Origin of the sequence: Desulfobacter hydrogenophilus, from assembly GCF_004319545.1 — a bacterium.
GTDB lineage: Bacteria > Desulfobacterota > Desulfobacteria > Desulfobacterales > Desulfobacteraceae > Desulfobacter > Desulfobacter hydrogenophilus.
The window spans coordinates 3,663,037-3,676,015 of sequence record NZ_CP036313.1 but is presented as its reverse complement, the minus strand read 5'-3'; the positions used below and the strand labels follow the sequence as shown (position 1 = coordinate 3,676,015).

Annotated in this window: 11 protein-coding genes and 1 pseudogene; 7 read left to right on the top strand and 5 right to left on the bottom strand. The window is 45.5% G+C overall.

All coding sequences use genetic code 11. The features are described 5' to 3' along the window. Positions 1–156 precede the first annotated feature (156 nt). Positions 157–1,632, top strand: coding sequence for an ATP-binding protein (locus EYB58_RS16420; RefSeq protein ID WP_111956001.1), 1,476 nt, complete (start codon positions 157–159; stop codon positions 1,630–1,632). Positions 1,633–1,647: 15 nt separating this feature from the next. After that, positions 1,648–2,328 (top strand): response regulator, encoded by a 681-nt coding sequence (locus EYB58_RS16415; protein WP_111956003.1) that lies wholly within the window; start codon positions 1,648–1,650, stop codon positions 2,326–2,328. Between the two features lie 14 nt (positions 2,329–2,342). Here the strand turns inward: EYB58_RS16415 and glmM are convergent, their stop codons facing one another. Beyond that, on the bottom strand, positions 2,343–3,680 hold the full coding sequence (glmM, locus tag EYB58_RS16410; RefSeq protein ID WP_111956005.1) for a phosphoglucosamine mutase: 1,338 nt from the start codon (positions 3,678–3,680) through the stop codon (positions 2,343–2,345). Positions 3,681–3,712: 32 nt separating this feature from the next. Next, on the bottom strand, positions 3,713–4,942 hold the full coding sequence (locus EYB58_RS16405; RefSeq protein WP_111956007.1) for a protein GlmU: 1,230 nt from the start codon (positions 4,940–4,942) through the stop codon (positions 3,713–3,715). Positions 4,943–5,130: 188 nt separating this feature from the next. Here EYB58_RS16405 and EYB58_RS16400 point away from each other — a divergent pair, with 188 nt between their 5' ends. Further along, on the top strand, positions 5,131–6,762 hold the full coding sequence (locus EYB58_RS16400; RefSeq protein ID WP_111956009.1) for a glucose-6-phosphate isomerase: 1,632 nt from the start codon (positions 5,131–5,133) through the stop codon (positions 6,760–6,762). Positions 6,763–6,851: 89 nt separating this feature from the next. Here EYB58_RS16400 and EYB58_RS16395 read toward each other — a convergent pair whose 3' ends face one another. Beyond that, positions 6,852–7,865 carry a 3-oxoacyl-ACP synthase III family protein gene (locus EYB58_RS16395; protein ID WP_111956011.1) on the bottom strand — a complete coding sequence of 338 codons (1,014 nt, stop codon included), beginning with the start codon at positions 7,863–7,865 and terminating at the stop codon, positions 6,852–6,854. A gap of 277 nt (positions 7,866–8,142) precedes the next feature. Between EYB58_RS16395 and EYB58_RS16390 the strand changes: the two genes are divergently transcribed. From EYB58_RS16390 to EYB58_RS24820, 3 genes and pseudogenes are all read left to right on the top strand, one after another. Then, entirely contained in the window at positions 8,143–8,523 is a 381-nt protein-coding gene (locus EYB58_RS16390) for a response regulator (RefSeq protein WP_111956031.1), read from the top strand. Positions 8,524–8,545: 22 nt separating this feature from the next. Further along, positions 8,546–9,273 (top strand): annotated as a pseudogene (locus EYB58_RS25015) (sigma 54-interacting transcriptional regulator); the annotation flags it as partial. After that, positions 9,250–9,645 carry a helix-turn-helix domain-containing protein gene (locus EYB58_RS24820; RefSeq protein WP_249037229.1) on the top strand — a complete coding sequence of 132 codons (396 nt, stop codon included), beginning with the start codon at positions 9,250–9,252 and terminating at the stop codon, positions 9,643–9,645. The pseudogene EYB58_RS25015 and the gene EYB58_RS24820, both read left to right, overlap by 24 nt. A 5-nt stretch (positions 9,646–9,650) precedes the next feature. Here the strand turns inward: EYB58_RS24820 and EYB58_RS16380 are convergent, their stop codons facing one another. Together EYB58_RS16380 and lpdA are read right to left on the bottom strand one after the other, a co-directional pair. Then, positions 9,651–10,859 carry a MalY/PatB family protein gene (locus tag EYB58_RS16380; protein ID WP_111956013.1) on the bottom strand — a complete coding sequence of 403 codons (1,209 nt, stop codon included), beginning with the start codon at positions 10,857–10,859 and terminating at the stop codon, positions 9,651–9,653. 29 nt (positions 10,860–10,888) lie between these two features. Further along, complete coding sequence (lpdA, locus tag EYB58_RS16375) at positions 10,889–12,328, bottom strand: dihydrolipoyl dehydrogenase (RefSeq protein ID WP_111956015.1); 1,440 nt, start codon at positions 12,326–12,328, stop codon at positions 10,889–10,891. A gap of 206 nt (positions 12,329–12,534) precedes the next feature. Between lpdA and EYB58_RS16370 the strand changes: the two genes are divergently transcribed. Further along, positions 12,535–12,978 carry an Lrp/AsnC family transcriptional regulator gene (locus tag EYB58_RS16370; RefSeq protein ID WP_111956017.1) on the top strand — a complete coding sequence of 148 codons (444 nt, stop codon included), beginning with the start codon at positions 12,535–12,537 and terminating at the stop codon, positions 12,976–12,978. Position 12,979 lies beyond the last annotated feature (1 nt).

Here is a 12,979-nt window from a genome sequence, read left to right as displayed (position 1 = left end):
CTGTCAACCGGCTTATTATTTAATCTGCGGTCCCATGGTGTTGCAGACTATCACAAATGTGTGAACAAGTAGAGGATTTGGGAGAACAACTTGAAACTGAACAGTTTTCAACATAATAATAAAACCATTGAAAAAATATTTTAAAAAGAACAAAAGATGAAACTGAAATACAAACTTTTTATTGCACTGGTGTTCAGCTCCTGTCTTATCCTGCTGCTTGTGGTCGGGGTGATGCAGTTTACTATCCGTAAAAATTTCATTGGATTTTTAAATGACGTGGAGTTTCGCAAACAGGCTGGAATGATAGCTCTGCTCACGAAAAGCTACACCCGGCATTCCGGTTGGCACGCCTTCAAAAAAGACCCCAGGGCATGGCATGACCTTCTTGACTTGGTTCGGTCGGTGCAGGGAGAGGTTGAGATGATTCCCCCCGGCCCCGGTTTTGGACATCCGCACGGTGGCCCCAAACCGGGGCCGGGGCCGCGCGGTCCTCAAACCTCCGATCCTGCAGCTATCCCCAATGACCCAATTTCTCTGCACCGCCGGCTTTGCCTGTTTGATGAACAAAAAAACTATGTGGCCGGAGAGTGCCGCCAGGACAGTGAATTTGATTATTATCCCATTGTGCTGTCAAACAGGACAATCGGATATCTGGGCCTGGTGAACATGTACGATATGAGACAGCCGCTGGAACTTGCTTTTTTAAAAAAACAGACCCAGATTGTTTATATTATCGGCGTCGGTATTCTTGTCATTTCACTGCTGGTATCCTATATCATCTCAAGGCAGGTTCTGCGCCCGGTGAACGCCCTTGCCAAGGGTACCCGGGAGATGCGAAGATTTAATTTTGAAGCACGGGTAAATGTTCGGTCAAATGATGAATTAGGGGCCCTTGCCCAGGATTTTAACCGGATGGCCGTGACCCTGCAGCAGTATGAAACCATGAAAAAAAATTGGATTTCAGATATTTCCCATGAACTGCGTACACCTGTTGCCGTAATCCGGAGCAAGCTTGAAGCTATTCAGGACGGTATCCGGGAGATGACACCTGAGTTTCTTGATTCTCTTCATAAAGATATCCTTGGCCTTGGCAGATTAATAAACGATCTTCACCAGATATCCTTGATGGATTCCGGAAATCTGTCCGTCAATCTAAAATCTATCAGCATTGAAGCGCTATTGAATAAAATTATTGAGGCGTTTGCCATCCGCTATGAACAAAGGGGCATTGACATACAAAAAGCATGGGAGCCGGGAACTTTACCTTTGGTTTCGGGCGATGCCGCCCTGCTGAAACGGGTATTTGCAAATCTTTTGGAAAATACATTAAAATATACCGATGCCCCAGGGTTATTGAAACTGGATTGCAAGGTCAAGCAAACACATTTGATGATTGAAATGGATGATTCTGCTCCGGCAGTGCCAACAGCGTGTCTTGAGTCTATATTTGAGCGGCTTTACCGTTTGGATCAATCCAGAAACCGAGCCCTGGGCGGAAGTGGACTGGGTCTTAGCATGAGCCGGGAAATCATTTCGTTGCACCAGGGAACAATCACTGCGCGACCCTCATCTCTGGGGGGGCTTAAAATCATCATTGAACTGCCTATAAGCACAGAAACAAGCAAACCATAAGGATAAAAACTGCCCATGGCCGGTGAACACATATTAATCGTTGAAGACGAACCTGATATAGCTGCTATTTTAAGGGATTACCTTATAAGAGAAGGGTACACCGTGACCCTGATGGACCGTGGAGAAAAGGTGGTCGCCTTTGTAAAAAGTCAAAATTTGTCAATAATTTTGCTGGATATCATGCTGCCTGGCGTGGACGGCAAAACCATATGCAGGGAAATAAGGAAATTTTCCGAAGTGCCCATTCTCATGATCACGGCAAAGGTAGAGGAAGTGGACCGGATAATCGGATTTGAACTGGGTGCCGACGATTATGTTTGCAAGCCGTTCAGCCCCCGAGAAGTCGTGGTCAGGGTCAAGGCCATATTGCGCAGAAGTCTGGGACAAACCAATGATGAGATCCTGTCCCGGGGGCCCATGGTATTGAACCGCTCATCCCGGGGGGTCACAGTGAATAATTGTGAGCTGAATCTGACACCCAGTGAATTTGATATACTTTCAATTCTTATGGAGAGCCCGAACCGGGTGTTTACCCGTACTCAACTCATAGAAACGGTGCAAGGATACAATTATGACGGTTATGACCGGACCATTGATTTTCACATCAAAAATTTAAGAAAAAAAATCGCAGTGCACCTTCCGGGGCGCAAGATTATCCAGTCCTCCTATGGGATAGGATATAAACTGGTAATATGAATCTACCATAACTGTTATAAACTCTTTTTTATGGCCTCGCAGATTCTCTCGCAGCATTGACGGGTCAAAGATTCTTCAGGACCTTCAACCATTACCCTGAGCAAGGGTTGTGTACCGGAATACCGCACAAGTACTCTGCCCTGGCTGCCAAGCTGTGACTCGACTTCTTTAATTGCATCGGCAACCATGGGCATTTTCATAAAATCGGGCCTGGATGCGTCTACTTCGACATTAATCAGAACCTGGGGATAAACGGTCATGACTTTAGCAAGTTCGGATAAAGGTCTTTGGGTTTCCAGCATCACCTCTATAAGCTTTAGTGCCGATAATGCACCATCGCCTGTGGTCTGTTCGTCCAGAAAAATCATGTGGCCCGAATCTTCCCCGCCCAAGAGTGCACCGGTCTCTTTCATGCGCTCCAACACTTTTCTGTCCCCTACCCCGGTTATTTCATGCTTAATATCTAATTGTGCCAGTGCGTTGCCGAATCCCACGTTGCTCATGACCGTACTCACAACGATATTATTGCCAAGTTTTCCGGTCTGTTTGGCAAATTGGGCCAAGACAGCCAGCAATATATCTCCGGTTATCTGCTGTCCTGTTTCGTCCACGGCAATCAAACGGTCGGCATCACCGTCAAAGGCAAGGCCAATATCTGCGTTAACTTTTTTGACATGGTCGCTTAAGTCTTTTGTATGCTGGGAACCGCATTCTTCATTGATGTTTGTGCCATTGGGTTGGTTGTGGATAAAACTTACATCAAAAATGTCAGGGGTGAATATGTCCGGCGCACAAAAACTGGCCGCGCCATTGGCCGTATCAATAACCAGTTTGAGTTTTCTTTGCTCATTTTGAAAATTAAATTTTTTAACCAGAAATTGTACGTACCTGGCCTGGGCGTCATCGACAGATACAATGGCTCCAATCTTTGAAGGCAGCTCAATGGGCGGACCCAGGATATTTTTTTCAAGATCGGCCTCCTGGTCATCGGACAGTTTAATCCCACCCTTTTGAAAAATTTTGATGCCATTATCATAATAAGGATTATGGGAGGCGGAGATCATGATGCCGGCCCCGCAGGATTCCATGACACCACTTAGATATGCCACGCCCGGGGTAGGAATAACACCGGCGATCATCACATCAACACCAACGGAGGCAATTCCGGCGGTAAGCGCCGATTCAAGCATTTGGCCTGAAATTCTGGTATCCCGGCCGATGATTACACATCGGTTGGAAGACTTTTGCGTTAAAATACCTACTGCCTGGCCTATTTTCATGGCCAGGTCGCATGTCATGGGGTAAGCGTTTGCCCTGCCGCGTATGCCGTCTGTTCCAAATAACTGTCCCATTGAAATGGTTATCCTGCTTTTTTTTTATTAAATTATACGTTCAACCTAAACGCACCAACAATCCGATTTTCAATATCTTTAAGCCATGCTGATCCTATGATCGAAATTGATTCGTCAAGGTCCTGAATAATACCCACGTAATCCTTTTTATTATGAATACTTTGAATGTCAATATATTCTATAAATTGTTCCCCATCCGGCCCAGGGGTTTTAATATCATTCTCAGCCTGATCAAATATCGATGACGCCTGGGACAGCTTTTCCAAAACCGTATCATGGGCGTCAACAGCCTGACTACCCTGCCCTTTTCCCCTTTGGAGTAAAATCCTCTTTGACTGTTCAAGTTTGTCTCCAAACGCATTCAGCCGTTTTACCCGTTCCTGAATGCAGATATCAATATTTTTCTGCAACCCTGAAACAAGGGCTTGGGACATCCAATCCCAGGTGAAAAGCGAACGAATGAAATAATACCAGGCTTTTAAGGCATACAACCCTGAAATATAATAGATGTTTTCAGTTAAAATCCTCTCCGGCCGGGTATAGATCCCGGGACGCCATTGAACGGACGCACTTCTCATTGTTCCGCCCATGATCAACCGCTCGCACCGCAGTTCACTGTTCCGAATAATGGATCCTGCGGCACTGATACATCCAAAGGCAATTCTGACCGGCCCCACAAGCCCACCCTGGCCTCCAAGAAACACAGGCGGCTGGTTAAGCATCACGCCCTGGTGGACATTGCCCATCATGGAGGCCGTTGCCTTGTCCTGGTTCGGGGTATAATTAAAATGAATAAAGGACGATCCCACCTCGGAATGATCCTTTCGACTGGTGCCGCCGGCCATGAAACAATCGCAGAAATTGATCAGACTGCCAAGGGTGACAAAGGGGAAAAGGATGGTCTGCTTGAGTCCAACGGTGTGGGCCGCATTTGCCTGTTCTTCAAGTATACAGCCCTTTCGCACATGCCCGCCCGAACCAAAAACATTGTCTCCCATGAAAACGGTATCTTGAAAATAACCGCCTTGCAGCTTTGTCCCCGGTCCCATGAGACAATTTTCAGCCGTCACCGGCGTTTCGTAACCCAGAATGGTGCCCGGCATGATCAAGGTCTGTGCGCCGATTAATTTGGTGCCCGAAAAAAGCGTTACCCCATCCGGGGATATGCGCTCAATATCAACGTCATCACCGATAAACACGGTGGCGGGATTTGGGATGTTTACCCCTTTTTGTAACAGGGCCTCAATTTTTTTTAAATTCATGATTCAACTATTTAGATAACTTGATCGTTTATTATCAAATTTTTCGAAGTTAGAAAATTATGCTGCAATTTCAAATTATAAAATCCAAGGGTTTATTCTCTTCTCTTTTTATTCTATAAATAACAAACAGGCAAGCAAATCCATCACTTTCATATGCTTGAACACTTCAATTGCAAGGAGAAATAAATATGAGCCAGACCGGTTTGCTTTATCCGGATGATTCTTCCATTAAACACCTTCATGCAAAACTAACAAAAGCGGCCCAGGAAATTAACACGCCGGATCACCATTTGCGAAGGCTTTTAGACCGCCCCGGACGGTTTTCCGATTTCAGTCTTGGCATTGACGGATTTTTTATGGATTTTTCACGTCAGCGGCTTGATGAAAATGCGTTATCTTTGCTGCATGAATCCCAAACCTTGTCCAATGCACTTAAAAAATTTAGTGAGATGACCCAAGGACAAATCGTAAATCCAACCGAAAACCGTGCCGCGCTGCATACTGCGGCACGAGGGACGGGACCTTCACCTCTTTTATTCAAGGAGATGGATGTTAAAGCGCAGATGCAACAAGTCAATAAAAAAATAGAACAATTTTGCCTATCCGTGCATGAAGGCAAAATCAGCTCGGCATGTGGAAAACCTTTTACCCAGGCGGTTGTCATTGGTATTGGCGGATCATATCTTGGGTGTGAATTTGTTTACCAAGCCCTGGCCGGGGCTGACAGAAAAATGGATCTTTTATTTTTGCCCAACGTGGATATTGATAATTTTGCCCGGGTCATTGAATCCATTGACAAAGAGAGCACCCTTTGGATCGTAATTTCCAAATCCTATACCACCACCGAAACCATGGCCAACCTCAACCAGGTGAGCACATGGCTGACAAACCAGGGGATCTCCCCTGAAGATCACATGGTCACCATCACGGCCAAGGGAAGTCCGGGAGACGATCCCGATACACCCGTGCTTGCTTCCTTTCATATGTTTGATTTCATCGGTGGCAGATATTCGGTATCCTCGGCTGTGGGCGGGCTGCCTTTAAGTCTTGCACTTGGATATGATGTTTTTAAACGCTTTTTGGACGGCTGTCGTCTTATGGATACCCATGTGCTGGAAAGTCCGGCAGAAAAAAATATCGCCTTAACCGCCGCCCTGATCTCCATTTGGAACACCCTGTATATGGAATACCCGGCCCAGGCCATTATTCCCTATGCGTCAAGGTTAGCTCGGCTCAGCCCCCATGTCCAGCAACTTTATATGGAAAGCCTCGGCAAATCGGTTTCCCCGGAAGGACAACCCTTAACCCGGCCCGCGGGTACCATTATTTTCGGGGAGCCCGGCACCAATGCCCAGCACTCATTTTTCCAGCTGGCACACCAGGGAAACGCCTTCCCCGTTGATTTCATCGGCATAAAAGCGCCGGGATACACCGGTATTCAGGCATTGTCCAAAGGGGTGACTAACCACCAGGAACTATGGGCCAATCTTTTGGCCCAGGCCGGGGCACTTGCCCTTGGCCGCAGTTCCGATGACCCGGCCAGAAATTTTGACGGAAACCGACCCTCAACAATAATAACCATTGATAATCTTGAACCCGAAAGTGTTGGCATGTTGCTCTCTTTTTACGAGGCCAGAACCGTTCTGGAAGGATTTATTCTCGGTGTAAACCCCTTTGATCAGTTTGGTGTGGAGTTAGGCAAGGTCATGGCCGGGGATATTCGAAAAGAAATGGCTGCAAAAAATCAGAATCCGTCATATATGTTTGCCTGCGCATCAAAAACGGATAATTTTTATCTGGATCTTTTGTTTCGGAAATGAATTAATACGTGCTCTTGCTCCAGACAATTGGCATGAAAACTAATCCTGTTCCAAGGAAACAAAACATCCCCGGAACAGGATAAAACGCATTAGGGGAATCTATAAAGGGAAGCCCCCCAAGTCAGACCGGCACCAAGACCGGCAAAGAGTACAACATCCCCGGATTTGCCAATACGGCCGGCTTCAATGGCTTCATGAAGCGCCAAAGGAATACTGGCAGCCGTGGTGTTTCCGTATTTTTCAATATTATGAAAAATTTTATCTTCGGGCAGCTTGAGAAACTGGCCAAAGGCCTGGTTAATACGTTTATTGGCCTGGTGGGGTATCACAAGATCAATATCAGACAATTCCATTCCTGCTTTTTCCAGCACTTCCTTAGTCACCTTGGGAAGCATGCGTACTGCTTTTTTAAATATGGCAGGACCGTCCATGAACGGAAAATATCTGGGGTCATCAAGAGGGATATCATCGGGCAAGCGCTTAAAAAGATTGGAAGCAGGCAGTTCGGTTTTTAAAGTTTCTGCAAAGTGCCCATCTGCATGCAATGCCGAGGCAATCAGACCCACGTTTTTATCCGTGTCAACCGCTTCGATACATAGGGCGGCGGCACCGTCACCAAAAATCACCGTCACATCCCTGCCCCGGGTGGTTTTGTCAAGACCTGTGGAATGTACTTCAGCACCCACCAAAAGAACCTTTGCGGCAAGCCCGGATTTGATATAGGAATCTGCTGTGGCAAATCCATACAAAAATCCGGTGCATTGCTGGCGAATGTCTAAGGCGGGTGTGGAATTAAGCTCAAGATTTCGCGCTAAAAGACACCCGCCCCCTGGAAACATGATATCCGGACTTAGGGTGGCAAAAATGATAAAATCCAGATCGTTGGGATGCCAACCGGCTTTGTCCAGTGCCATGCGGGCGGCCTGGGTACCCAGATCCGATGCACCGCAGACATCTTCCTGGGTGACCCAGTGTCGCTGGTGGATGCCGGTGCGCTGGCGAATCCATTCATCGGACGTGTCCATAAATTCGGTCAGATCCTGGTTGGTAACAATATGAGGTGGTACAAAGAAGCCTGAGCCCCTGATAATTGATTTTTTCATTAAATTTCCTTATTACTATATCTATTCCATAATTGCAAAACAGCAGAAAGTTTCTGTCTGATACCTAAAATTTTGTCAGGCCCAAGTGCAGGTCCAAATTTATAATATGAATTTTATTTTTAGGCAAGGCAGTTAAAACCGGCCGTCATTCTGCTTCCTGGTTTGTGCAATAAACTGGATATTTTTTTTCACACTTATGTTTTTTCCCTTGCATATACCAAGAAGATTGGGATATGGACATAAAGAACTATTCATTTTCATTGACAAAGAGGCTGATATGGCGAATGCGGCTCGACTTCTGATCGTGGACGATAACGAAGATATCCTGTCCACTTTTTATGAATTTTTTAACTCTCTTGGATATGAGGTTAAGACTGCGGTGGACGGATTTGCCGCTTTAAAAATTCTACGGGATAAACCCGATTATTTCCATTGCCTGATTACAGACCTTGTCATGCCTAACATCAGTGGTGTCGGGTTGATTTCCATTGTAAAAAAGGATTTCCCTGATATTAAAACCATCGCCATGACCGGGTATGGCGATCACCCCGGGGCCCTTGCGTCTGAAGCCCGGGCGGATATTGTTATTTTTAAACCTGTTGACCTGTTTAAAATTGAACGCACAGTTGCCGAACTTATAGGCCGTAAAGAAAATTAAGAAAAAGAGAGCGTTATAATATATGACTTCACCAACCCCACTGATAGGCGTTTCCAGCGCTATGCTGAAAATCAAGGAATTGATCAGCCATGTGGCCCAAACCTGTCTTAACATCCTGATTACAGGAGAAACCGGTGTTGGAAAGGAAGTGGTTGCCCATAGCCTGTATGCTGAGTCGAATCGGTGTAAAAATAATTTTGTAAAACTAAATTGTGCCGCCCTGCCTGAAACCCTTCTGGAGTCAGAACTTTATGGCTATGAAAAGGTGCTTTTACCGGGGCACATAAAAAACGCTATGGAAAATTTTTGACTGCAGACAAGGGCGTTCTTTTTCTTGACGAAATCGGGGATATGCCCCTTAACCTTCAATCCAAAATGCTCCACGTGCTCCAAAGCGGGGAGTTTTCTCCTCTGGGATCGGACAAGGATTTTAAAACGGATGTTTGGGTTATTGCGGCAACCAACCAATGTCTTGAAGAAAGCATAAAAAACAAAACCTTTAGAGAAGATCTTTTTTACCGGCTTAATATTATTAAAATACATATTCCGCCCCTTCGCGAACGTCCAGAGGATATCCCGGCCCTGGTTGAATATTACTTCAAAAAATACTTGCCGGAACAATTGAATATACAGGCAGAAAGGCCTGACAGCCGGACCATGGAACGGCTTTGCAATTATCCCTGGCCCGGTAATGTACGCCAACTGCAAAATTGTATAAAAAAACAGATGGTGCTCAATTCCTGGGATAAAATTTTTGAAGAACTACCGGACGCCGCATACAACACTGAAACATCTTCTTCAGAAAATACGTCCCAGGGGCAATTAGCCGGGTCTGCCATCCATTCGTCTGAGCATCGATTTGACAACGACCCTGGAAACCGGCGGTTGAGGATCATTTCAGAATTTGTAGACCTGTCCACAAGTTCTGAAAAATTATTTGAAGACATCTCTTTAAAAAAAATAAAGAAACTGGCCTCTGACAAGGTGGAAAAGGAAGTGATCCTTTTTGTGCTTGAAAAAGTGGGGTGGAACCGATCCAGAGCCGCAAAAATTTTAAAAGTATCCTATAAAACCCTGTTGTATAAAATGAACGAATTCGATGTGAATCCGCCCATGAGTTAATTATTTTATTTGCAAAAGGGAACGAATGCTGCAGTTAGAGCGTCTGCCGCCTTAGACAACAATTGCCTTGGACAGGCAATATTTATCCGCTCAAACCCGGCCCCGCTCTGTCCAAACCAGTTGCCGTGATCTATGGCAATTTCGGCCTTTTCCTCAATGATCTTAACGATTTTTTCCGGAGACAGTCCCAAAGGATTAAAATCAATCCACGGCAAATAGGTGGCTTCAAGATCAAACACCCGTACACCCGGCAGTTCTTTTTCGATTCTTTTTTTTAAATATAGAAAATTATCATAAATATAACTGATTAGATCAACCAGCCAGGGTTCCCCGCCTTCATAGGCAGCCCGGGTTGCAATAGCACCAAACAGATTAGAGGGCCCCGTTGAATTAAAGCCAAGACAGTTAAAAAATTTGCCCATTTCATGGCGATATACTTCGTTGGGGATGATCAGACAGGAATGGCCGAGTCCGGCCAGATTAAAGGTCTTTGAGGCGGCATTGCCTGCAATGGAACCCTGACTCAATTCAAAAGAGATGGACTGGTAACTGGTATGTTTAAATCCGGGCATAACCAGATCGTAATGTATCTCATCGGCAAAAACCAGGACATTATTTTTTAAGCAGATGGCCCCAAACCGTTCAAGCTCGTCCCGGTGCCATACCCGTCCCACGGGATTGTGTGGCGAACACAGGATGGCAAGTTTTACCCGTGGGTCCCGGGTTTTTTCTTCCAGGTCTTTAAAATCCATATCATAGCGGTAATTATCCAGTACCAAAGAATTTTTAACCACATGCCTGCCATTGGTATGAATGGCCTGGGCAAACGGATAGTACACCGGCGGCTGAATCAATACCCCGTCACCGGGTTTGGTAAAGCACTGGATAAGGTAGTGTACCGCCGGCACGATACCCGGCGTATTGACAATTGAATCTGCCTGGATCTGCCATTCATGCCGTCGGTTAAACCAGTTAATCAAAGCGTCATTGTGCCGACTGTCATTTAGACTGTACCCGAAAACTCTGTGGGACAGGCGCTGTTCCATGGCATCGAAGATCACATCAGGACAGATAAAATCCATATCTGCGACCCATAACGGCAGCAGATGACCCCGTCCTTTGCCGAATTTCTGCTCCAGCACAGATGGTTCCCATTTCGCGGAACCTGTATTGCTCCTGTCTATAATTTGATCAAAATGCCATGGGTCTCTCATCTTTTATATCCTTATGTTAATCTACAATCCTAACCGTGCAGCGGTGTACCCAATATTTTTAAGGCCGCTTCTCCCATAACTTCAGCCAGGGTGGGATGGGCATGGATGGTCTGGGCCAGATCCGTGGCAGTCAGCCCTTTGTTGATGGCCAGGGTGGCTTCGGCAATCAGATCCGTGGCATGGGGGCCTGTCATATGAACCCCTATCACTTTGCCCGATGCTTTTTCCACAATCATCTTTGCTTCTCCGGCAATCTGATCAATGGCATGGGCCTTTCCCAGGGACCTGAAATTTACCACTGCCGTTTCAATGTCCTTACCCTGTTCCCGGGCCTGTTTTTCCGTTAATCCAACCGTGCCTATTTCAGGCATGGTAAAAATAGCCCCGGGCACGGTATCATAAGACATGACGGCTTTAGGCGCCCCTGTTTGCCCGCAGGCATTGGCTGCCGCTACAAAGCCTTCATGGTATGCCACATGGGCCAGCATCACATGGGCAGGACCGAGAATATCACCGATGGCATAAATATTGTCAACACGGGTTTGCATATATTCATTCACGGTAATCCATCCGCCCTTGTCTGTTTTAAGGCCGATATTTTCAAGGCCCAGCTCTTCTGCCAAAGAACTTCTGCCGATGCACACGGCCATGACATCGGATTCTATTGATTCTGTTTTCAGTTTTCCGGCCGGCTTGGTGAATGGGCTGACATCCAGAAAAATATCAAGACCATCATTGTTACTTTCAGCATGTGTCACAATTGTATCCGTCAGCACTTTAATCTTTCGTTTTTTCATTTCACGCAACAGCAGCTTTGAGCAGGACACGTCCACACTCGGTAGGGGAAGTATCCTGTCCATGGCCTCAACAATGGTTACTTGACAGCCAAAGGAACTGAATATAAAGGCAAATTCACACCCTATTACCCCGCCGCCCACAATAGTTAAAGACTTTGGAATGTAATCCAGTGACAGGATATCATTGGAAGACAAAATTTTTTCATGGTCAAAAGGAAAAGCCGAAACGTTCATGGGCACGGTACCGGCTGCAATGATCAACTTGTCGTACGCCAGTGATATGGGATCTTTCCGGTCAGATACGATCTCTATTTTTCCCGGAGAGACTATTTTCGCCCGGCCTATGACAACAGTTACCCCCGCTTTTTCAAGAAGACCTGCAAGCCCCTTTCTCTGGCTTTCAAGCACTTTTTCCTTTCGCTGCATCAGAACACTGATATCAGGGCTGACGGTTCCTGATATATTAATCCCCAGACTGCCGGCCTTAAGACAGTTGAGCAGCAGATCTGCTGAATTTTTCATTATTTTAGACGGAATACAGCCGTAATTAAGGCAGGTCCCCCCCAAATGTTCTTTTTCAATCAAGGTCACCCGGGCCCCAAGGCCGGCTGCTCTCAGTGCGGCAACGTAACCGCCGGGACCTGCGCCGATGATAATGATATTTTCAGCCATATGTATCCTCGTCAATACTGATTACAAATAATTGCAAATTACATTAGAATTCAAATAGAATATATATACTTTCATAAATTTTTTCCAAATATATTTTTAAATTCATCAAAAAATCAATTTTTATGTTTGACTCCGAACCATGGGTAAGATATTTTTATCTAATAAGAGGTTTCTGAATTAATTATTTCAAAAAAAATTGACATAAAATGAAAATTGATGACACCAATATAAATATTATCAGAGAACTCAAAGAAGGTAAAAAACCCTTCAAAAAAATAGCCGACAAAATAGGCGTTACTGAGAATACTGTACGGGCAAGGGTCCTCAAACTTCAGGAAGAAGGCGTGCTTGAGTTCTGCGGACTTGTGGACCCGGAAAAACTGCCGGGACATAGAAGTGTAATTGTGGGCATTAAGCTGTCTGAGACAAATCTGGTGGAAAAAGGAAAGGAAATCAGCCGCCTGAAAGGTGTCGTTTCCGTATCCGTGGTCACAGGACGTTATGACCTCATGGTGATGGTTTTGTTCAAAGAAGGATTTGATCTGCTTGAATTTTACACCAATGAAATTTCAAAAATTCACGGGATAAATTCCGTTGAAACTTTTGTGGTTTACAAATCATATAACCTGAAAGTGCCGTACATCTTTTAAA